Source organism: Actinoplanes sp. NBRC 103695, assembly GCF_030269485.1.
Taxonomy (GTDB): Bacteria; Actinomycetota; Actinomycetes; order Mycobacteriales; family Micromonosporaceae; genus Actinoplanes.
The window spans coordinates 79,909-100,628 of record NZ_BSTL01000019.1 but is presented as its reverse complement, the minus strand read 5'-3'; the positions used below and the strand labels follow the sequence as shown (position 1 = coordinate 100,628).

Here is a 20,720-nt window from a genome sequence, read left to right as displayed (position 1 = left end):
GGCCGCCGGTCCGATCACTCCGTCGGGAAGGTCCCGGGATCCACGTCGCTCGTGGACGCGTTGCCGCCGACCGTCTGCTCGAGCGTGATCGTCCAGATGACGCCCGGCTCGAACTTGAACTCGTCGTCGAACTTGGTGAACGTGCACGCCTGGGTGAAGCCCTTCTTGGCCGGATCCCAGTCCTTGCCCGCCGCCGCGAAGACCTCGTAGTTCCCCGACTTGATGTTCTTGACCGTGTGCTTGGCCTTGCCGCGCACGTACACCGTGAAGTTCGGCTTCTTCGAGCCCTTCGGCACCAGGCTGACCGTGGTGTCGCCGGCGCCGTTCTCGATCACCAGGTCGCCCGAGCCGCTGCCGGACTTCTTCTTGATGAACGTGCCCGTGCTCAGCCGGCGGTCCTGCGCCTTCGGCTTCGCCGGCAGGAACGAGCCCACCTTGAACGTGGCGTCCCGGGTGGCCAGCGTCTTGGCCTGCTCGCGGACGTCCTCGGCGGCGTCCGAGCCGAGCAGCTCGGCCACCGGCGACCCGGCCGGGCACTTCGGCTTGGCGGCCGCCGCGTCCTCGGCGTCGTCGGCCAGCCCGCGCAACGCGGTCACCAGCGTGCCGTGAGCACCGGCCGCCGACTCCGGCGGCACGACCGCGTCCAGCTTGTCCGCGCCCGCGCGCAGCCCGGTCGCCGACGACGCGTACGCAGCCTTGTCGCCCGCCGTCATCTTGGTGAACGGATCCTTCAGTGAGGCGTCGACCTCGCCGAGCGTCTTCGAATAATCGGCGGCGGACACGGCCGTACCGCTGTCCTTGCCGCCCTTGTCGTCGCCCGCGTTGCGGGCCAGCAGGGCCCCGCCCGCGCAGCAGCCCGCGACCAGCAGAACGCCCACCGCGCCCGCGCCGATCCACAGCTTCTTCTTGCTGCCCTTCGCGGGCGGTTGGTTGACGTTGTTGCCGTCCGGTGCGGGAGGTACCCCGTAATACTGCTGAGTCACGGCGGGAAGTATGGGGTATCACCGATGCGCGGCGCAGTCCGGTTTCCGGCTCGGACGATTACGTTTCGGCAGCGTCAGGAACCTGACAGGACGTGCCGGGACTTACCGCTCGTCTTCGCCTCGTACATGGCGAGATCGGCGGCCCGCAGGATGGTGTCGGCGTCGTCGCCCGGCCGGTTCAGCGCGACCCCGATGCTGGCCGTCACGGTCACGCTCCGCGTACCGATCCGGATCGGGTTGCTCAGCGCGGCGACCATCCGGTCGGCGGTGATGTGCACGTCCTCCGGGCCGGCCAGCCGCTCCGCGACGATCGCGAACTCGTCACCGCCGAACCGGGACACCGTGTCGGTGTCGCGCAGGCAGCCCTGCAGCCGGGCGCCGGTCTCCCGCAGCACCTCGTCGCCGGCGTCGTGCCCGAGCTCGTCGTTGACCTCCTTGAAGCCGTCCAGGTCGACGAAGAACACGGCCAGCGTGCCGTTCCCGCGGGCATGGGTGCGCAGCGCGTGCGCCACCCGGTCGTAGAACAGCCGCCGGTTAGCCAGCCCGGTGAGATGGTCCCGGAACGCCGACTCGCGCAACTCGTCCATCTCACGCTCGCGTAGCTCCCGCTCGACCGCCTGGCGCCGCTCGATGTCCCGGCGCAGCGCCGCGGTGGCCCGTTCGGCGTGGTCCATCGCCCGGTTGCGCCCGCCGGTCAGCACCCCGACCAGCAGCGCCAGCAGCAGGGTGAACGCGGCGCCGGCCAGCGGCGTGAACGTGCTCAGGCGGCGGTCGGACACCCCGAGCAGGCCGGCCGCCGGTTCCAGGTCGATGCGCCAGATGCGCTGGCCGACATCGATGGTGCGGCTGCGGTTCAGCGCCGGCTCCGTCATGGGTACGCCGCCCGCGACCGTGACGATCGTCCGGTTCACGTTCGGGTCCGAGTCGACCAGCCGCACGTTGACCGCCGGCCCGGTACGCCCGGACAGCACCGTGCGCAGAAAGTCCACGCCGTGCACGCCCATCGTCACCCAGCCCCGGAACGCGCCGCGCCGGTCCAGCACCGGCGCCGTCATGGTCACCGTGACCTGCTGCTCGGCGACCGGCAGCTGGCGGTCCCGCAGCGCGATGTGCGCCGCGCCCACCGCGAAACCCCGGCTCCGCCGCGCCTGGGCGAGCAGGTCCTGGGTGGCCGGGGTGTTGCTCAGGTCCCGGCCGGCGGTCGGCGGCACCTTGGTGAACGACCGCATGAAGATCACGAACTGGTGCTCGATGTCCGTCCCGGTGCGGTACAGGCTGAGGCCCTCCGCGCCGCGGGCACGCCAGAACTGCTGGGTGGCGGCCACCTGCGCGTCGCGGGCCGGCACCACGAACGACACGCTGGACGCGCCGGGCAGCCGGTCCGCGTTCAGCGCGCTGGTGATCCCGGCGAACGAGGCCGCTGTCAGGTCCGTCGTCGCGCCGACCGCGGCGGCCACGTCCTGGATCGCGCCCGAGTAGTGGTCCATCTGCTCCTTGACCGCGATGGCCGAGTCGTTGACCGTACGGGTCATCGCCTGCTCCGCCTGCTGCCGGTAGCCGCGTTCCACCAGCGTGGTGACCAGCGTGGTCGCGACGCCGCCGGTGGCCAGCACGACGAGCACCAGGGCGACACCGATCAGCCGTCGCCTGGTGCGCTCCCGGGTGAGCCCCACACATCCCTGTTCGGCCGCTCGGAACCGGCCTTGAGGATCACGCGCCGAAACGGGCTTTCGCGGCGATACCCCCCAGATGCGTGATGGGGAAGAAGTTGTACCCGAAACCACTCAGTCGCCTGGCGCGATGGCGCCGATAGATAGACAGTCATACGATCACCATGATCGAAGCACTCCGATGAGGGAGACGCTGTGTCCGTGCTGTCCGCGTTCGACCGAGAGCGATCCGTTGCCCCGCCGGGCTTCAGCCGCTGGCTGATCCCACCCGCCGCGCTCGCGGTCCATCTGTGCATCGGCCAGGCCTATGCCACCAGCGTCTACAAGAACTCCCTGGTCAAGCATTTCGACGCGAGCCAGACCGAGATCGGCATCGTCTTCAGCATCGCGATCGTCATGCTCGGCCTGTCCGCGGCAGTCGGCGGCACGTGGGTGGAGAGGAACGGGCCGCGCAAGGCGATGTTCGTGGCCGCCTCGTTCTGGGCGACCGGCTTCCTGGTCGGCGCGCTCGGCATCGCGACCTCCCAGCTGTGGCTGCTCTACCTCGGGTACGGCGTGATCGGCGGCATCGGGCTCGGCATCGGCTACATCTCGCCGGTGTCCACCCTGATCAAGTGGTTCCCGGACCGTCCCGGCCTGGCCACCGGCCTGGCGATCATGGGCTTCGGCGGCGGCGCGCTGGTCGCCAGCCCGCTCTCCCGGCAGCTGCTCGGCCTCTACGACAGCGGGTACGACTCGTCCGTCGCCTCGTCGACGGCCTCCGGCAACGCCCTGGTGCTGCTGTTCCTCACGCTCGGCATCGGCTACTTCGTGATCATGATGTTCGGCGTCGCGAACATCCGGGTGCCCGCCGAGGGCTGGAAGCCGGACGGCTGGGATCCGGCCAGTGTGAAAGCCAAGCCGCTGGTCACCACGGCCAGCGTGTCCGCGGCCAACGCGATCAAGACCCGCTCGTTCTGGCTGCTCTGGGTCGTGCTGTTCTGCAACGTGACCGCAGGCATCGGCATCCTCGAGCAGGCCAGCCCGATGATCCAGGACTTCTTCCGGGAGGCCGGCGGCAAGTCCACGGTCGCGGTGACCGCGGCGGCCGGCTTCGTCGGGGTGCTGTCGCTGTTCAACATGGCCGGCCGGTTCGCCTGGTCGTCCACGTCCGACCTGATCGGACGCAAGCCCATCTACATGGTCTACCTGGGCGTCGGCATGGTGCTGTACTTCCTGCTGGCCATCGCCGGGCACAGCGCCACCGCGCTGTTCGTGCTGCTGGCGGGCGTGATCCTGTCGTTCTACGGCGGCGGCTTCGCGACCGTCCCGGCGTACCTGCGCGACCTGTTCGGCACCTACCAGGTGGGCGCCATCCACGGCCGGCTGCTGACCGCCTGGTCCGCCGCCGGGGTGGCCGGGCCGCTGATCGTCAACAGCTTCCTGGACGCGCAGGGCAAGCCCGGCACGCTCACCGCCGAGGCGTACCGCCCGGCCCTGTTCACCATGGTCGGCGTGCTGGCCGTCGGCTTCATCGCCAACCTGTTGATCCGCCCGGTGCCGGAGCAGTACCACGAGCCGGCCACGCCGGCCGAGAAGGAAGTTGCCGCATGACCGAGCGAAGCGAGCGTCATGGCGCCGAGGTTGTCTTCGATTGCTTGGGAGGTACGGCATGAGCGCACGACTCGTCGTGTCCTGGGCCCTGGTGGCGGTGCTTCTGGGGTACGGCATCATCCAGACGGTCATTACCGCCGCGAAGCTGTTCCAGTGAGGTGACCGGCGTCATAGCGTGCACGTCATGACGTCACGACTGAATCCGTACATCAACTACGACGGCGACGCCCGCCAGGCGCTCGAGTTCTACCAGAGCGTCTTCGGCGGGGAGTTCACGGCCATGACCTTCGGCGAGATGGGCAACCCCGACCCGGCCACCAAGGACCGGGTCATGCACGGCCAGCTCGAGACGCCGGCCGGATACACGCTGATGTGCTCGGACATCATGCCCGGCATGCCGTACACGCAGGGCACCACGATCACGGTCAGCCTGAGCGGCGGCCCCGACGACGGGCTGTCCGGCTACTTCGCCAAGCTGTCCGAGGGCGGCACCGTCACCGTCGCCCTGGAGAAGCAGGTGTGGGGCGACGAGTTCGGCCAGCTCACCGACAAGTTCGGCGTCGCGTGGATGGTCAACATCGGCCAGCAGTAAGGGGACCGGTACGGTGCGGGGCGATGTTCCCGCACCCGTACCGCATCCCGGCCCTCGCCGCCGCCCTCGCCGCCGCCCTGGCGATCGGCGCTGCGGCCTTCGACGGCGACACGCTCTCCCGCCAGTGCGCGGCCGTCGCCTACGTGAGCGCCGCCGTCTGCGTCGCGCTCGGCCCGCGCACGGCACTGCGGTGGTCCCTCTCCGCGGCGCTCGCACTCTTCGCGGTCGGCCAACTCCTGACGATCCGGGGGTACGCCGACCAGGCCGACCCGTGGCAGCAGTCGCTGAGCCTCTACCGCAACGACGCCCTGGCCCTGGCGCCCGCCGTGGCCGCGCTCATCGTGGCGCTCTTCTTCATCCCGCGCCCCCGCGACCGCACCGTGCCCGCGGCGATCGTGGCAGCCGTACCCGTGACCCTCGCCCTGACCGACGTGATCACCGACCTGGACCGAATCTCCTGGACCGGGCCCTTGCTGATCGGCATCTGGCCGGTCCTGGCGCTGATGCTGGCCGCGACGGCCGTGCTCTTCCTGACCATCCAGCGAGCGCCGTCCTCGCTGTGGCCCGCCGCCGGCGCCGTGACGCTGACGGTGCTGACCGCGCTGGCCTTCACCAACGCCGCCGACATCTGGTCGGTGATCTGGCGCCGCGACCACACGTCATCGTTCCTCCAGCTCGGCGCGGTCATCCAGACCTCCGGCGCGCAGGTCTCGGTGCTGGCCGCGGTGCTGGTCGCCATCACCCTCGCGGCGCCGATCCTGCTGGCCTGGGGCCTGCTCCGCCCCGCTTCCGACCCGGGGTAGGCGGCCGTCATCGGCGCTCGATCCGCGGACAGCTGCCCGGACCGGCGGCCTCCTCGAAGGGCCCGTTCAGCGGCCGATATCCGTACGGGGCGAGATCACGGTCGTCGACGACCAGCCGGCCACCGCTGAGAGCCGACCCGGGCAGAGCGAAGAACACCAGCCCGCCCGACGGCGAGCGTGACGGGGTCGCTGCGGCCGCTCGCGGTGGGCGTGGGTTTCGGTCGGGCGTGCCAGGCGGCCGGGTGCCCGCTCACCGTCGCTGAGGCCTCGCGGGTCGAAACTGGCGTGACCTGGGAGGCAGAGTCAGCGGCGGTCGGCGGCCGCCCAGGAGGCGGCGGCGGTCACGGCCGCCACGGTGAGGACCGCGGGCCAGGCGCCGATGCGCTTGGCCAAGGGGTGGGACAGGGCGAAGGCGCCGACGTAGGTCGCGGTGAGGGCGGCGGTCACCGCGGGGCTGGTACGCCGGGACCACTCGCGACCGGCAACGACACCGCCCGCGGCGAGGACCGCGCCGCCGAGGGGGCGGATGCCGGTGCGGCGGGCCAGCTGCCAGCCGCCGATCAAAGACCCGGCGGTGATCGCCGCGGTGGGAAGACGCATGCCGGAAACCCTAGCGCGACCACCCGACATCTGTCGGTTGACACCGGAGGGCCGGCCGACTGAGCTGTGTCCACATCGTCCTTTGGAGGCTCTGTATGCCGTCTCGGCAACGTTCGGTGGCCATCGCCGCCGTAGCCGTTCTGCTGGCCGGCGCGCTCGCCCACCCCGGCAGCGCGTCAGCAGCCGCGCACGACAACGACATCACCCTGGCCGCCGGCCAGACCGCCCTGGTCCGGTTCCAGCTCACCGGCGAACAGATGTTCACCGACCTGCTCACCGAGGGCGCCGACATCGCCGCCCGGCCCCGCACCACCGCGGGGGTCGTGCAGGCCGACCTGGTCGTCAAAGGCGCCGAGCTCGCCGCATTGACCGCGCGCGGCGCCACCGCGGTGCAGGTCATCCCGACCGTGGACCCGGCCCAGCTGCGGCGCGGCAAGCAGCGGGTCGCGGCCGACACCCTGCAGTTCCTCCAGGCGTACTGGTGGACCAGCAAGGGCACCACGTTCCTGCAGACCCAGGTCGCGACGACGGCCACCGACGACCCGGACGTCGAGATCACCGTCACCTGGACGACCGCCGACGGGCGGACCGGCTCGGTACCGCTGATGCGGTTCGTCGACGCGGGGGAGTACCAGTACCACTGGGCGCTGCCGGTGAAGCTGCCCGCCCAGCCGGTGTCGGTGGTCGCCACGTCCAGCCTCGGTGGCCGGTCGCGGCAGATCACGCCGGGCGCCTGGCCGGGTGCGGCGCCGCCGCCGAAGCCGTCCGGCTACCAGCAGGACTTCATCGACGCCTACATGACGCCGACCGACATCACGGCGCGGATCAAGCGGCTGAAGCGGCAGTACCCGGCCCTGGTGGACGTGCTGGACCTGCCGCACGCGACGCAGGGCTACCGGCGGACCGCGGTCGGCTATCTGGGCGACCCGGCGGTCGCCGCTGTCGTCGTGGAGACGATCAGGTACGGCGCCGAGAACCAGAACGGTATCCAGGTCCGGACGGTCGACCCCGGACAGCCGAATCGGGCGCTCACCCTGGCGTACCGTGACAGGGTTTTGACCGTCTCTCTCGCGACCGACGCCGCCGGCAAGACGACCAGCTCGACCACCGAGGTCGCGGACGCGATCAACGCACGTTTCCCGGACCGGTTCCGGGCCTTCGCCGAAGACGGCTCGGCCGGACTGCCCATGCCGGTGGCGGGCCCGGTGCGGCTCGACGACGGTCTCAAGGGTACGGAGGTGCCGGCGCGCCCGTGGACCGTGCAGGCGCTGCGCATCGGCAAGGTGCGCGACGGCTCCAAGATCGGGGTGCTGGCCTATTCTCAGGAGCACGCCCGGGAGTGGGCGACGCCGCTGGTGACGCTCGAGTTCGCGGAGCGGCTGCTCGCCAACTACGCCACCGACCCGGCCACCGCGGAGCTGCTGGACTCGGTGGACGTCTTCATCATCCCGACGGTCAACCCGGACGGCGCCAACTACGCGTTCAACGACTTCAACTTCCAGCGCAAAAACCTGAGCAACCACTGTACGGGCACAGCCCGCGACCCGCGGAACCGTGACTCGTGGGGCGTCGACGTGAACCGTAACTACGCGGTCGGCTCGCTGTTCGACGGTTACGTGGGCGCCAGCACGAACTGCCTGTCCGGCACGTACGCGGGCACCGGCGAGCTCTCCGAGCCGGAGAGCAGCAACGTCGTCGCGCTCGCCGAGTCGCATCCGAACATCAAGTACTCGCTGAACGTGCACTCGTACGGCGGCTACTTCATGTGGTCGCCGGGCGCGTACAAGGCGGCCGGCCGGGTCACGTTGCCGCGGCCGTCGATCGACGAGGCGAAGTACTTCCAGGACTCCGCCCGCCGCATCGTCGGTGCGATCGCCGCCGAACGCGGCACGGTGACCTGGCCGTCGTACACCGGCCCGGTCGCCGACGTGCTGTACAGCGCGGCCGGCAACTTCGCCGACCACCTCTACTACGACCTGGGCATCACCGCCTGGAACTTCGAGGTCGGCAACGACCTCTGGAACGACGCGGCGAACCGCTGGGAGGGCGTCGGTTTCCAGCCGCCGTTCCCGGAGGCGCACGGCGAGTCGCAGGAGTACGCGGCCGGCCTGGTCGAGCTGATCCGGATCGCCCGCGACAAGGAGGCGTCGGGCAGCTGACCACCCGCGGTCCTGTTCCCCTGCTTCTGGTAGGGGAACAGGACCGTCCCGGTTGCCGGTGACGGTCGACCACCGAGACCGACGAACAGGAACTTCCAGGTCTGCGGTCAGTGCCAGACCTTGAAGTCGACCTGCTGGATGTCCGGCTCGATGTAGTCGACGCTGTAGAGCACCAGATACCGGGTGTTGTCCGGGACGTTGCGTGCCAGGACCGTGCGGTGCTCGCCGCACGCGGTCACCGGCTCGGTGTAGGTGAGCGAGCCGTCGACCAGAGGCCAGAACCCCACCAGGAACGTCTGGCAGCGGTCCGCCGGGTTCGTCGGATCCGCGACGTGCGAGACGCTGATCGTGGTGCAGCGGGAGACCGGCGTGGTCAGTTCCTCGGAGCCGACCCGGCCGCCCTCGTAGAACGAGGTCTCCGGCCGGATCGGGGCACAGCTGCGGTGGCCCGGGGGTGTGGCGGGGGTGAGCGTGCGCGCCGCCCGGTCGACGACCTTCCGCCAGGCGGCGTAGCGGGTCTCGCCCGGCGCGGCGGCGGTGTGCACCGAGATCAGGGCGTGCCCGAGGCGGATGACGTACCCGTATCGCCGGGTGCCTTCGAGGTCCATGCCGGCGCCGGTGCTGACGGTCTCGAACCGGACGGCGGGCCGTCCGGCCACCGTGGTCCGCTGCCAGAGCAGGGTGCGTTCGGATTCCGTGCCGCCGCGGCTCGGCAGGGCCGTCACCCGCCGGACGTTCAGGGCGGTCAGTGGGTACTCGCTCTCCAGGGGAATGGTGAACCGGTCCGGGTGGGCCTGGTTGCACACCTCCTCCGGCCGGATCTGCGTGGTGTACCAGTTGCCGGGATACCCGATCGAGTAGTTCTCGGCCGTGTTGACGCAGCGCTGCCGGCCGCCCGGCGACGAAACGTGTGCCGGCGCGGCATGTTCGGCCACGGTGACCGGAGCGGCCGCGGCGGGGCCGCCGCCTGCCGTCATTCCCAGCGCGCCGGCCCCGAGTGCGGCGGCGAGCGCGAACCGATGCGTACGCATCACTTGTTCTCCTTCGGTGAGTGGAACCTCTACACACCGTTGGTCACGCGGTCGGGAACTTTTGTTCGGTTCGGCTCGTGTCGGCTTTGAGCACCGTTCCGGCGGGGCAACCTGTCAGGACGTCGGCGGGTCCGCCGGTCGGGCCCGCTGCGGGTGGATCGTCTCGTGCCGGGCCAGCATCGCCACGAACTCGGCGATCTTCCGGGTGCGCGTCTCGGCCCGCTTGACGCCGTTGACCCGGCCGATGAGGGAGAAGCGGTTGGTCTTGGTGAGCACATCGAACATCGCCTGCGCCGAGGGGTTCGCGGCGATCGCTGCCAGCAGGTCGGCCGGCACCTCCGCTTCCGACGGCGGTGCATAGGCGGCCGCCCACCGCCCGTCGGCCTTGGCGACGTCCACCGCGGCGCGGCCCGCGGGCAGCATCAGGCCGGCCGCCTCCAGCCGGGCCACGTTGGCGACGTTGCGCTGGGACCAGATGCTGCGGGGCCGGCGTGGGGTGAACCGCCTCCAGGAACTCTCTTCGTCGCGCTTGCGGGCCTGCCCGTCGATCCAGCCGAAGCACAGTGCCTCGTCGACCGCGTGCTGCCAGGTCAGCGTGGTGACGGAGCCGCCTTTCCTGGTCAGGGCGAGCCACACGCCGGGGGAGGCGGTGTGGTTGTCCAGCAGCCACGCGCGTAGCGCCGCGCCGTCGGCCACGATCAACTCGTCCAGTTCGGTTCCCGCCACCACCGCAGGCTAGTCGAACGATCGAGCTCCCTGTCTCTCACCTTCACCCTCAACAAACTCTTGCACACCGTTATCGGCGAGCGGCCGTTATCCAGCGAAAGCATTATGCGGCCAATATGATCTGACGAATGGAGCGCACAGCTCATGACATGGAAAGCGCCGACAAGAAGCGCGGCGTGGGAAATTTGCGCTTCGGTCTACAGATGTTGTCGGTGGTGAGCATGATCGCTTCTTGTTCCACGCGGACGCCGACGGTGACGCCGTCGCCGACGGTGACGTCGAAGCCGGTGACGGCCGGCACCGGAAACGACGGGTCGATCGCTGCTTTCGACTGCGACAGAATCCAGGGCCCTGACTCGAAGAAGAGCTTCTACGAGGACAACCCGACATATATCGATCCGGTCGACGACAGCGCGTCCTGGAAGATCTCGGGCCCCGAGGCGCAGGGCATGAGTTCGAGGGGGTTCGAGCGAGCCTCGACCGCCTTGGCCGCCCTGCCGTACACGTCGAGCTTTCTGGTGATCCGCAACGGCGCCCTGGTGTTCGAGCGTTATTACCACGGCAGTGCGAAGAACCAGAGCAACAATGTTCATTCGGCGTCCAAGGGCATCTGGGGTGCCGCGTTCGGCATCGCGATCGAGCAGGGCCTGATCCCCGGCGCCGACGCCACGATCGCCTCGATCCTGCCCTCGCGCTACGTCCAGAAGATGAGCTCCGAGACGAGGAAGATCAAGGTTCGCGATCTGCTCACGATGACCTCGGGCATCCGATGGCAGGAGGACGCGAGCGAGAATCGGATCGAGCGGACGTCCGACTGGGTCGGGGCCATCCTCGAGCTCCCGCGAGCCGCGAAGTCCGGTGCCAGGTTCAACTACAGCACCGGCGACACCCATCTGAGTTCCGCCGTGCTGACCTCGGCCGTCGGGACGACTGCTTGTGAGTTCACCCATCGGCATCTGCTCGCGCCGATGGGCGTGGTCGCCGAACATTGGGGCCGCGACCCGCAGGGCTACTTCTCGGGCGGCTACAACTTCTACGTGACGCCGCGCGAACTCGCGAAGTTCGGTTTGCTCTATCTGCGGGACGGCCGGTGGAACGGCCGGCAGCTGGTGCCGGCGGCCTGGGTGAGGGCGTCGATGACGAAACAGGTGGACGCCGGTGCCCCGTACGGCTTCGGCTTCGGTTTCTGGCTGCGTGACATCGCGGGTCACCACGTCGCGATGGCCTGGGGGTACGGCGGTCAGCTGATCTACATCGTCAAGGATCTGGATCTCGTCGTCGTGATGACGACGAACACCCGTGAGTTCGACCAGGACGACTTCAACGGCCTGTCGATCATGCAGGACCTCGTGCTACCGGCGGCGGCCGGCCGATGAAGCGGTGACCCTGAACGCCAGCGGTTAATCGCTTGCGCGTCGGTTCCCACTGGGAATCATCATCGTCATGCGTCTGCCGGGTACCGAGTCGCTCGAACCAGGATCATCTCGCTCGGTCGCGGACGTCGGGCGGGTGACACTGGGGACGATCGCGCGGCTGGCCGGCGTGTCCGTGCCGACCGTCTCGCGTGTCCTGAACGGCCGCAGCCATGTCTCCTCAGCGACACGGGAACGGATCCAGCACCTGCTCGACGAGCACGGCTACCAGGCGCGTTCCCCGCGGGCGCCGGTTTCCACGGGGCTGATCCAGGTCATCTTCCCCGGCATCGACTCCGGCTGGGAGATGGAGCAGGTCCGCGGGATGGAAGCCGTAGCGCAGGACGCCGGCGTGGGTCTCGTCATCTCCGCCCTGAGGCAGGGCCCGGCGTCGCCGGACCGGTGGCGGCAATGGATCGGGCGCGGGCGGATCGACGGTGCGATCCTGGCGGCGACCAGTGGCCGCGACCTGCTGAGCGGGATGCTGGCCGGCCTGGACATCCCGGTCGTGGCACTCGATCCGGGAACCCGGACCGGCACGGAACTGCCCACCGTCGGCGCCACCAACTGGTCGGGTGCGCTGCACGCGACTCGGCATCTCATCGCGCTCGGCCATCGGCGCATCGGCATGATCACGGGCTGGAAGGGGCTGTTGTGCAGCCGTGCCCGGCTCGACGGCTATCGGGCGGCGCTCGACGAGACGGGCCTCCCGCAGGATCCCGGCCTGATCGCGTGGGGCGACTTCTCGTACGGTGCGGGTCTCGCCGCGGCACAACGACTGCTCGACGTCGACAGTCCGCCGACCGCGATCGTCGCTTCGAGTGACAACATCGCCCTGGGCGTCATCCAGGCGGCCCGGCTGCGCGGCATCTCCGTGCCCGGCGAGCTCAGCGTGACCGGGTTCGACGACCTTCCCGGCTCACGCTGGTCGTCGCCCCCGCTCACGACCGTACGTCAGCCGTTGCGGGACATGGGCCGGCTCGCGGCACGGACAGTCCTGCGTCTGGCGCGCGGCAAGACGCTCGACGCACCCGCCCGGGAGCTGAGCACCCAGCTGATCATCAGGGAAAGCACCGCGCCGCCTCCCCGGCGAACGCGACGCTGACCGGTCGTCAGAGAACCCGGCGGAAGTCCTGGGCGGGCCGGCCGTCCACCGTGGTGGCGCCCGTGACGTTGAAACCGTTGCGCAGCAGGACCGCGCGGGAGGCCCGGTTGTCGGACGGCACGGTGGCGCGCAGCCGGGTCAGGCCCTTCGTCCGCGCCAGGTGGCAGGCCTGATCGACAGCACGGGTGGCCACGCCCCGGCCGGTGAAGTCCTGACCGATCCGGTAGCCGAGCTCGGCCTCGCGGTTGCCGATCTCGATCAGGTTGACCCGCCCGGCGATCGTGCCGTCGTCGGTCAGCAGGACGTGGAAAAGGTCGGTGCCCGCGTCCTGCATGGCCAGCAGGGCGGCGTGCCGGGCGGGGTAGTCGGCGAAGAACTCGTCGCCACGATCGGGGATCGACGCGGCGAAGAACGCCCGGTTGCGCGTCTCGAATTCCAGTATCGCGCCTGCATGTCCGGCATCGAGCTGCTGCAACTTCACCGGGTCAGGCTATCCGGGGCGGCCGGACGGCGCCGGGGTGCCCCGCCAGGCGGGGAGCCTGGCGGGGCGAGGAGGGGACGTCAGCGCCGGGGTGCGACGCGGATGATGCCCCAGACGCCGCCCTCGACGGCCCAGCGGAAGGCCCCCGAGCGGTATGCGTGGTCGCCCGCCGAACGGGCCCGCATCTCGAGGGTGCGGGCGTATCCGCTGGTCAAGCCGGACAGCGCCGCCTCGAACGGGCCGCCGGGAACCCAGGGGGCGGCCGGCCAGGCCATGCCGTGCACGGTGAAGGTGTGGTTGCGGGGTTTGTCCGAGGCGCCGAGCAGGCGCAGCCACAGTCGGTCGCCCACCGTGGCCGGCCAGATCGGGGTCGGTGGACGGTCGCGGTTCAGCACGTCGCGGGGGTGGACCAGCGCCGCGCCGTAGTTGATGCCCTTCTGACCGGCGTCCTCGGGGTCGTCGCCGGGTTCCACGTCGGGCACCGCCATGGTCGGGTTGCCGGCCACGAAGTGCCGCAGGCCGTCCTGCACCAGCAGCACCTGCTCGTTGGCGACGACCTCGCCGGACGAGGAGACGAGCAGCACCTGGGCGCCGGTCCACTGCTCGCGCCCGCTCACCGCGGAGACCGGTGTGAGGCCGGCCGGCTCGACGACCAGGGCGCCGATCAGGCCGTGGTGCCGGTGGTCGCGCACGTCGGCCATGTCCTGCAGGTAGCAGACCTGACCTTCGAGCTGAGGGTCGGCGAACCACCAGTACTCGCGCCAGTTCTGCCCGTCGTCGTGCGCGGCCGGCCGGTGTTCGTGATCGTCGGTGGTGAACGCCGGCGAGGGCACCGTGCTGTCGTGGTTGCGGCCGACGTACGCCCCGTCGTCGCTCACCACGTCGTAGCGCAGCAGCGAGGGATGCAGGGAGACCCGGGAGGACACGGTCCGCTCGTCATCCAGTGGCAGCGGCACCGGCACCGGTTCCACCTCGAACGGCGGCGCCAGGTCGTTGATGAGCGTGACCCGGATCCATTCGCCGGGACGGGCCCGGAGGACCAGCGGCTCGCCGGTCCGCCGCACGCCGTGAGCGACGCGGCGGGGCCGGTCGTCGTCGTCGCGCTCGTCGGCGTACCCGTCGGCGGTCTCGAAGATCAGACCCCACGGGTCGGTCAGCATGCGGCCGTCGTAGAGGTGCTCGCGGCGCCGGGCGGTGACCACGTAGTCCCGGTCGGGCCGCGCCGGGCGTGGCGGCAGCGCCGGATCGAGCCCACGCCGGCCGGGCAGCGGCGGCAGCGTGAGCAGGTTGGCGGGGCTGGGCAACTGGGAACGCACCAGGCCCCAGCATCCGAGCCACAGGTCGTCCATCGCCGCGAAGTGCCACAGGTGGTCGCCCAGGCCGTACCCGTCAAGATCGAGGGTGAACGCCTCGGAGATGCCGATGGTCTGCTGATTGACCCGCACCGACCTGGGGTTCTGCCATTCCCGCGGCCAGCGCAGCCCGTGCGTGACGAAGCTGTGCTGCTCCTCGTGCGAGCCCTGGATGAGCCGGATCCGCAGCCGGTCGCCGGGATACGTGCGGATGATCTCGGTATCCGGGTCGTCGCCCGCGAACCACTGCGCGGGGTCGTCGCCGCGGAAGGTCAGCGGGCTGCACCGATAGTTGACGGCCATGACCCCGGGGTCGTCGTCGCCGCCCAGCTCACCGGGCGGGTTCAGCGGCTTGCCGTCGGCGTCGACCAGCGGCACGAAGTCTCCGACCGCGATCCCCGCCTCCCGGAACACCGGCAGCCCGGAGGCCAGCGGCGGCAGCACGACTGCCTGCGGCCCGGACCACGCCAGCGTCTCCTGGTCGGGCAGCAGCCACCGCGACCCGAACGGTTCCGCGATCAGCGCCGCGAACAGCCCGTGCTTCTGCCGGTAGTTGGCCAGCAGGTGGTCGTGGAAGAAGCACGGCCCGAACTCCTCGTCCACCACCCAGCGGTGCAGTGCCACGTTGACCGGCAGCTCGCCCGGCCCGGACTCGACCCCGGCAACGGCCTCGGGAGCTGAACCGCCGGAGAGGTAGTTGAATCCGGTCGACGACCCGTCGGCGGCGAGCACGTCGAACTTGACCAGGTGCACGTGCAGCCCGCACTCGGCCGGCGGCACCGGCAGGTCGAAGCCGTCGGCGGGCACGCTGCCCAGGTTGTTGAACATCCGCCACTCGACGATGTCGCCGTGGTTGGCGCGCGGGAAGAACGGCTCGATCCGGTCGGCGGGCGGGTCGAACTCGACGCCGTCCACGGTCACCCGGCGGATCTGGTAGTGGTGCCCTTGCGGGTCGGTCCAGCCCTGCGAGTTGTAGACCACCGGGTCGGCGTCGACGTGCACGTCGTAGCTGATCACCCGGGGCGGCGGCTGCCCGGCGGACGCGTTCCACCGGGCCGCGTCGCCGTCCAGGTCGACGAAGACCGCGCCGGGCCGCGGATTCGCCACCACGCCGGGCGGGAAGGCCGTGGCCTCCAGCTCGGAGTGCGGCGGCATCCGCAGCAGCCGACGCCGGCCGACCGAGAACGAAGGGATCACGGCGGGCGGCGGGGGTGACTTCTGCGGGTACGCGGCGTCGATGAACCAGGGAAAGCCGGTGCCCGTCTCCACGGGACGACCGGGCAGCGGCCGCAGCGGATGCGCCGGCGTGCCGTCCGGGTAGGCGCTGATCGACTCGTCGACGAGCCGGTCGAAGCTCCGCCACAGTCCCCACATCCCGTGGTGGAAGTGCGGGTACAGATGGCAGTGCCAGATGACGTCGCCGGGCGCCTTCTGCCGGCTGCCCGAGCCGTACAGCGGGTCCAGGGTGATCCCGGTCTGCGGTCCGATCGTGATCGAGTCGATCAGCTGCGAGTCCTGGTCGGCCGGGATCTGCCGCCACTGGTGCACGTGCAGGTGGTAGATGTGTGTCTCCTTGACCCCGGCGTGCAGTACCCGTACCCGTGCCGGGTCGCCCTTGTACGCCCGGAAGATCGGCGTCACCGGATCTCCGAACAGCCACGAGCTGTGGTGCTGCTCCTCGCCGGCGACCCGCTCCAGGAACTCGCCGTCGCTGTTCCGGGCGACCAGGAACACCTCGGTCAGGTCGTCGTCGACGACCATCGTCATGGCGTGCTGGTCGACTTCGCCGGGTGGCGGCAACGGCCGGGCCGCGGACTGCTCCACCAGCCGTCGCATCTGGTGCGGCAGCCGGTTGGGCATCGGCTCGGCCCGGTACGACAGCGGCATCACCTCGTGCTCGCCGGCGATGTGCAGCCCGCTGTGCACGGACGGCTCGTCGTGCATGAACACGGTGAACTCGCGGTGGTTGTGCGCGGTGCCGCTGTGGAAGTCGACGAAGTCCACGTCGGGGCGGTCGTCCGGGACGATGATGTCCACGTACGGGCCGTCCGCGAACCGGGTGCCGGTGAGGTTCTCGCCGGTCTCCGGGTCACGCCAGGTCGCGCCGGCGGGCTCGACGATGAACGCGCCGAAGAGCCCGCGGCTGTTCGTGCCCCGCTCGTCGCCCCGGACGTCGCCGAGGTCGTTGATCACGTACGCGCCCTCGTGCGTGGCCGTCCAGTGGTAGGTGTGGCGCCCTTGGAAAGGCACCAGTGACGAAAGGTTGCGACCGACCTGGGCGCCGTCGTCGGCCTGGATGTCGTCGAGCACGTCGCCCTGCACGTGCAGGCCTACGTGCCGGTTCTGGATCTGGTTCTGGAACCGCACCTCCACGGTCTGCCCGAGCGCGGCCCGCAGCACCAGAGGCCGGGCGATCGGCAGGGGCCGCAGCGGGTTGAACCGGTCGTAGGCCGGGGTGTCGGCGCCGAGCCCGGTGACGTCGGCCCGGTGGTCGTTGAGGAGCAGCCGTCGCACCCGGGCGGGGGAGAGGCCGGCCTCGCGAGCCAGCGAGCGCATCGTGGCCTCGTCGTCCACCTCGAGCTTGGCCAGCCGTTCCGCGATGGCGGCCTGGGCGGCGGCCAATGCGTCGGAATGCAGAACGACCCATGCGGCTCTCGTCGCGGCGTCCGGCGGCAAGGTGCGCACCGCGCCCTCGGTGAGCAGGTCCAAGGCGCCCAAGAGCTCGTTCACAGTGGCATGCAGGTTCTGCTCGCGTGCGGACAGAACGGGCGCATCATCCTCGTTCAGTGCGACGGGTGCGGTCACGCCGTAGTCGAGCAGCGGGTCACCGGGTGAAAGCCTCGCCCGCATCAGTTCGTAACGTTGGAGCCCGTCCACCACGAGCTGCATCCACTGGGCGCGTTCGTGGGTGCGGGGCAGGAACTGGTCGTCGTCCTCCCACCGCGCCCGCGCGAACTCCAGCAGGGGCAGGTAGGCGCGCAGCGTGTAGAGAAGGCCGCTGGGGTCGTGGTCGCCGTCGATCGTGTAGACGACCGGAAACTCCAAGGCGACCACGTCGTAGGTGAGGTCAGCCATCAGAAAACTCCAAGGTCAGGTGAAGAGGGCGTCCACGCCGAGCAGCAGCGAGACGCCGAGGATGAGGGCCGCCGCACCCGCCGGGCGGACCAGCGTGCGGCCCTGCCGGGTGAGTCGTTCGGCGGCCATCAGGAGGGTGAGCACGGCCATCGCGCCGAGGCCCGCGGCGCCGGTGAGCAGCCCGACCGCCATCAGCGCCCAGCAGCAGCCGATGCACGACGCCGCGTAGACACCGGCGATCGTCGCGCCGCTGACGAGGGGCGAGCCGCTCCGCCACCGCGTCATGGCGATCCCGCGCGGCGTCCGGCAGGCGGTCAGGCAGGCGTCCTTCCACGGCGTGAACTGCCACGCCCCGGCCAGCACCAGCCCCGCCCCGAGCAGCATGTGCTCGTGCGGCAGCCTGGCGAAGACGCCACCGAGCAGGTCGGTGCCCGCCGTGAGGACCAGACCGGTCAAACCCCAGGCCGAGACAAAGATCAAGACCGCGATCCAGGTGTACGCGTCTGAGGACGTGAGCCGCCTGACGACCCGGAACAGGGGCAGCGCCGGCGGCAGCATCATCGCCACCACCATGACCAGCCACCCGCTCAGCGAGGTGTGCCCGTGCTGGTGACCGCCCTGGGCCAGCGCCATCGCCACCCAGGCGAGCACGCCCAGGGTGACGACGGCGCCGGTCAAACGGTCCCAGCGCGGAGCAATCGGGTAAGCAGAAACGCTCTGCTTACCTATACGCATCACCGCGCCCGGGAACGGGGCGGCAGCGGGTCCGCGTACCGGAACCGCCCGCGCATCGCCGAGCGCCCGCTCACGTCCAGGTAGGCGCCGGCCAGCGCCGGAACCCGGACGGCCAGCCGCTCGGTGCGGTGCGCGGCGACCCCGTCGTCGCCGGCCACGCTGAGCTCCCGGTCCAGGGCGGTGTGCCGCAGCGTGAGCGGCTCGTCCTCGTCGAGCAGCACGTGCGGCGCGCCGGTGGCCTCGATCGGTCCCGCCCCGGGCAGCCCGACCAGCAGGTGCCAGCCGGACTCGTCCGCGGTCATCTCGATCCGTGCCGCCAGCCGCTGCACGACCACCCCGCTGACGCCGGCCAGTTCGCCCAGCGGTCCGGCCATGTCCCCGGCGAACGCCGCTGTGAGCAGTTCGAACTGCCGCTCGTCGGCGTTCTCGTCGACGAAGATCGCGGTCGCCGTGTCACCGTCGCGCCGGCCGCCCGCGTGGGTGGAGACGCTGACCACGGAGAGCTTGCCGACGTCCACGCCGTCGATCGCCGAGCCCTCGTCCAGCCGCCAGGCGAACAGCCCGGTGCAGTGGTCCTCCTCGGGCGCGTCGTCCAGCCAGCACGGGCAGACCAGGGTGCAGTCGCAGGCCTCGGTGAAGACGCCGGTCAGGAGATATCCCATCGTCGTGTCTCCTCTCAGCGCCGGACGGTGACGGTGGTGGTGGCCGAGCCACCCCGGGTGGAGACGATGACGATCGGGTCGCCGTTCGCCGGGATCACGTCGGTCTCGCCGGGGATGACCGTGCGCCGCACGTCCCAGCCGAGCGTGGCGTCCACGGCGGCGGTGCCGATCTCGACGCCGTCCAGGGTGACCGTGACCCGGTCGGGCAGCGGCCCGGTCGCGGTGCCGTCGACCCGCCAGCGGCCCGAGTCGCTGCGGAACTCCGCCCGGCCCACGGTCAGCGTGTCGACCGACGGGTCGGGGGCGGTCACGACGATGACGACCGTGTCGGTCTCGGTGCCGTTCACGCTGACCGCGAACTCCAGCGAGCCCGGGGCCGGGGCGGTGAACGTCGTCCGTACCGAAGAGGGGTCGGAAAGGGTGACCGGCGTGCCCGCCGTCTGCGTCCAGAGGAAGCTGGTCGCCGGGCCGGTGCTGGCGCTCGCGTCCAGCGTGACCAGGTCGCCGGTGGCCACCGCGCGGTTCGGGCCGGCGTCCGCGGCCAGCGGGTCCGGCGTGGCGGCCGGGCCGGTGACCAGGACGTGCCGGGTGTGCGATCCGCCGTGCGACGAGGTGACCTCGAGCGTGGCGGGCGGCGCCTCCACGAACTCGAAGGACGCCTTGCCGTCGACCAGGTCGCCGAAGCCGGTGACGGTCAGCGTGGTCGGGCCGTCCACGTCGGACGACAGGGCCTCGACGGTCAGCCGGCGGGCCGTGGTGTCGTAGTCGGCGACCGTCACGGTGACCGCGTCGACCAGGTTCGCGGTGACCGTGGTGGGCGGTTGGTCGGTGGCGTTGACCAGGTCGATCGTGGCGGGCACGGCGGTGCCGAGCTCCGCGCGTACGTGATAACGGGTGTTGTCCGCCCGCAGCGTGGCCCCCGCGGCCCGCAGCGTCTGACCCTGCTCGGACACCGCGAAGATGTCCGCGACCGTCGAGCCGGACGTGCTGCCGTAGACGGCCCGGGTGATCTCGGCGCCGGCCACCGTGGCCAGCCGCCCCTGCAGCGAGAAGAGGTCCGTGGAGACCTCGTCGACGCCCGGTCCGCCCGCGCCGGGGCCTTGGATCCGCACGAAGTTCGTGCCGAACGGGCTGCCGGTGACGGTGTGGTCGACGCCGCCGATGCCGAGGTAGCCGTCCGGGGCGTCGGCGTCCCAGCGCAGGAACGGGGCGACCTCGCCGTCCCGCACCACGTCGTCGAACCGCAGCGCGGCGGCGCCGATGTCCTCGGTGACGAAGACCCGCCCGTTCTCGTCGGCGACCAGAGGATCGGTTTCGCCGTACGGGTGGGTGAAGACGTACGCGGCGCCGGGGACGCCGTTGTCGATGCGGACCCGGATGCGCGCGAACACCTGCTGCTGGCCGTCCTGCGGAACCTCCAGCGCGAACGCGGCCTCCAGCGCCAGGACGACCCGCGCGCGGCCGGGCCGGGCGCCGCCGCCGATCGGCAGCTCGGCCTCGGCCAGGAAGTAGAAGGCCTCGTCCGGGAAGTTGCCGGGGAAGCTCACCGGCGCGGCCGGGTCGGGCAGTTCGCCGACGGCCGGGGTGTTCGGGTCGGCCGGGTCGGTGGCCAGTTCGAGCCGGACTCCCGCAGCGTCGGAGTACCAGCGTGGGAATCCGTCGTCCGGGTTGATCGGGCCGCGGACGGCAAGTCGTTCGGAGTTGCGAATCATGCGGTGTTTCCCTCCCGTGAGCATGAAAC

18 protein-coding genes are annotated in these 20,720 nt (G+C 70.8%); 7 read left to right on the top strand and 11 right to left on the bottom strand.

Translation table 11 applies throughout. The features are described 5' to 3' along the window. Nucleotides 1-14 precede the first annotated feature (14 nt). On the bottom strand, nucleotides 15-983 hold the full coding sequence (locus QSK31_RS31455) for a hypothetical protein (protein ID WP_285688174.1): 969 nt from the start codon (nucleotides 981-983) through the stop codon (nucleotides 15-17). Nucleotides 984-1,057: 74 nt separating this feature from the next. After that, nucleotides 1,058-2,656: a sensor domain-containing diguanylate cyclase gene (locus QSK31_RS31450; RefSeq protein WP_285688172.1), complete on the bottom strand. Its 1,599-nt coding sequence runs from the start codon at nucleotides 2,654-2,656 to the stop codon at nucleotides 1,058-1,060. Nucleotides 2,657-2,854: 198 nt separating this feature from the next. Between QSK31_RS31450 and QSK31_RS31445 the strand changes: the two genes are divergently transcribed. Genes QSK31_RS31445 through QSK31_RS31435 form a run of 4 tightly spaced genes read left to right on the top strand, consistent with a single transcriptional unit; the run spans nucleotide 2,855 to nucleotide 5,641 of the window. Continuing rightward, nucleotides 2,855-4,246, top strand: a complete 1,392-nt coding sequence (locus tag QSK31_RS31445; protein WP_352244519.1) for an OFA family MFS transporter — start codon at nucleotides 2,855-2,857, stop codon at nucleotides 4,244-4,246. A gap of 58 nt (nucleotides 4,247-4,304) precedes the next feature. Beyond that, complete coding sequence (locus tag QSK31_RS49280) at nucleotides 4,305-4,403, top strand: MFS transporter small subunit (protein ID WP_502873033.1); 99 nt, start codon at nucleotides 4,305-4,307, stop codon at nucleotides 4,401-4,403. A gap of 27 nt (nucleotides 4,404-4,430) precedes the next feature. Further along, complete coding sequence (locus QSK31_RS31440; RefSeq protein WP_285688170.1) at nucleotides 4,431-4,838, top strand: VOC family protein; 408 nt, start codon at nucleotides 4,431-4,433, stop codon at nucleotides 4,836-4,838. Nucleotides 4,839-4,861: 23 nt separating this feature from the next. Beyond that, complete coding sequence (locus QSK31_RS31435) at nucleotides 4,862-5,641, top strand: hypothetical protein (RefSeq protein WP_285688169.1); 780 nt, start codon at nucleotides 4,862-4,864, stop codon at nucleotides 5,639-5,641. A gap of 7 nt (nucleotides 5,642-5,648) precedes the next feature. Here the strand turns inward: QSK31_RS31435 and QSK31_RS31430 are convergent, their stop codons facing one another. Beyond that, on the bottom strand, nucleotides 5,649-5,798 hold the full coding sequence (locus tag QSK31_RS31430) for a hypothetical protein (RefSeq protein ID WP_285688167.1): 150 nt from the start codon (nucleotides 5,796-5,798) through the stop codon (nucleotides 5,649-5,651). A 146-nt stretch (nucleotides 5,799-5,944) separates the two neighbouring features. Further along, the gene (locus QSK31_RS31425; RefSeq protein ID WP_285688166.1) at nucleotides 5,945-6,241 is read right to left on the bottom strand and encodes a hypothetical protein; all 297 of its coding nucleotides are present in this window, start codon (nucleotides 6,239-6,241) and stop codon (nucleotides 5,945-5,947) included. Between the two features lie 95 nt (nucleotides 6,242-6,336). On the opposite strand from QSK31_RS31425, the gene QSK31_RS31420 reads away from it, so the two are divergent. Next, a complete protein-coding gene (locus QSK31_RS31420; RefSeq protein ID WP_285688165.1) occupies nucleotides 6,337-8,400 on the top strand; it encodes a M14 family zinc carboxypeptidase in 2,064 nt (687 codons plus the stop codon). 107 nt (nucleotides 8,401-8,507) lie between these two features. On the opposite strand, the gene QSK31_RS31415 is transcribed toward QSK31_RS31420, so the two are convergent. After that, on the bottom strand, nucleotides 8,508-9,431 hold the full coding sequence (locus QSK31_RS31415) for a hypothetical protein (protein WP_285688164.1): 924 nt from the start codon (nucleotides 9,429-9,431) through the stop codon (nucleotides 8,508-8,510). A 114-nt stretch (nucleotides 9,432-9,545) separates the two neighbouring features. Then, a complete protein-coding gene (locus tag QSK31_RS31410) occupies nucleotides 9,546-10,157 on the bottom strand; it encodes a YdeI/OmpD-associated family protein (RefSeq protein ID WP_285688163.1) in 612 nt (203 codons plus the stop codon). Nucleotides 10,158-10,285: 128 nt separating this feature from the next. On the opposite strand from QSK31_RS31410, the gene QSK31_RS31405 reads away from it, so the two are divergent. Further along, on the top strand, nucleotides 10,286-11,533 hold the full coding sequence (locus tag QSK31_RS31405) for a serine hydrolase domain-containing protein (RefSeq protein ID WP_285688162.1): 1,248 nt from the start codon (nucleotides 10,286-10,288) through the stop codon (nucleotides 11,531-11,533). A 67-nt stretch (nucleotides 11,534-11,600) separates the two neighbouring features. After that, nucleotides 11,601-12,674, top strand: a complete 1,074-nt coding sequence (locus QSK31_RS31400; protein WP_285688161.1) for a LacI family DNA-binding transcriptional regulator — start codon at nucleotides 11,601-11,603, stop codon at nucleotides 12,672-12,674. A 7-nt stretch (nucleotides 12,675-12,681) separates the two neighbouring features. Here the strand turns inward: QSK31_RS31400 and QSK31_RS31395 are convergent, their stop codons facing one another. The 5 genes from QSK31_RS31395 to QSK31_RS31375 all read right to left on the bottom strand — a co-directional run bounded on the left by QSK31_RS31395 (nucleotide 12,682) and on the right by QSK31_RS31375 (nucleotide 20,691). Beyond that, nucleotides 12,682-13,155, bottom strand: a complete 474-nt coding sequence (locus QSK31_RS31395) for a GNAT family N-acetyltransferase (RefSeq protein ID WP_285688160.1) — start codon at nucleotides 13,153-13,155, stop codon at nucleotides 12,682-12,684. Nucleotides 13,156-13,235: 80 nt separating this feature from the next. After that, nucleotides 13,236-17,582 carry a hypothetical protein gene (locus QSK31_RS31390; protein ID WP_285688158.1) on the bottom strand — a complete coding sequence of 1,449 codons (4,347 nt, stop codon included), beginning with the start codon at nucleotides 17,580-17,582 and terminating at the stop codon, nucleotides 13,236-13,238. A gap of 15 nt (nucleotides 17,583-17,597) precedes the next feature. Continuing rightward, the gene (locus QSK31_RS31385; RefSeq protein ID WP_285688157.1) at nucleotides 17,598-18,260 is read right to left on the bottom strand and encodes a DUF2182 domain-containing protein; all 663 of its coding nucleotides are present in this window, start codon (nucleotides 18,258-18,260) and stop codon (nucleotides 17,598-17,600) included. 56 nt (nucleotides 18,261-18,316) lie between these two features. After that, the gene (locus QSK31_RS31380) at nucleotides 18,317-18,979 is read right to left on the bottom strand and encodes a DUF1326 domain-containing protein (RefSeq protein WP_285688156.1); all 663 of its coding nucleotides are present in this window, start codon (nucleotides 18,977-18,979) and stop codon (nucleotides 18,317-18,319) included. A 14-nt stretch (nucleotides 18,980-18,993) separates the two neighbouring features. Then, nucleotides 18,994-20,691, bottom strand: a complete 1,698-nt coding sequence (locus tag QSK31_RS31375) for a PKD domain-containing protein (RefSeq protein WP_285688155.1) — start codon at nucleotides 20,689-20,691, stop codon at nucleotides 18,994-18,996. Nucleotides 20,692-20,720: the final 29 nt, after the last annotated feature.

Coding starts and splice junctions, on each gene's coding strand:
- QSK31_RS49280 (WP_502873033.1), top strand. CDS start 4,305: ATGAGCGCACGACTCGTCGTGTCCTGGGCCCTGGTGGCGGTGCTTCTG.
- QSK31_RS31440 (WP_285688170.1), top strand. CDS start 4,431: ATGACGTCACGACTGAATCCGTACATCAACTACGACGGCGACGCCCGC.
- QSK31_RS31435 (WP_285688169.1), top strand. CDS start 4,862: ATGTTCCCGCACCCGTACCGCATCCCGGCCCTCGCCGCCGCCCTCGCC.
- QSK31_RS31425 (WP_285688166.1), bottom strand. CDS start 6,241: ATGCGTCTTCCCACCGCGGCGATCACCGCCGGGTCTTTGATCGGCGGC.
- QSK31_RS31420 (WP_285688165.1), top strand. CDS start 6,337: ATGCCGTCTCGGCAACGTTCGGTGGCCATCGCCGCCGTAGCCGTTCTG.
- QSK31_RS31415 (WP_285688164.1), bottom strand. CDS start 9,431: ATGCGTACGCATCGGTTCGCGCTCGCCGCCGCACTCGGGGCCGGCGCG.
- QSK31_RS31405 (WP_285688162.1), top strand. CDS start 10,286: ATGGAGCGCACAGCTCATGACATGGAAAGCGCCGACAAGAAGCGCGGC.
- QSK31_RS31400 (WP_285688161.1), top strand. CDS start 11,601: ATGCGTCTGCCGGGTACCGAGTCGCTCGAACCAGGATCATCTCGCTCG.
- QSK31_RS31390 (WP_285688158.1), bottom strand. CDS start 17,582: ATGGCTGACCTCACCTACGACGTGGTCGCCTTGGAGTTTCCGGTCGTC.
- QSK31_RS31380 (WP_285688156.1), bottom strand. CDS start 18,979: ATGGGATATCTCCTGACCGGCGTCTTCACCGAGGCCTGCGACTGCACC.
- QSK31_RS31375 (WP_285688155.1), bottom strand. CDS start 20,691: ATGATTCGCAACTCCGAACGACTTGCCGTCCGCGGCCCGATCAACCCG.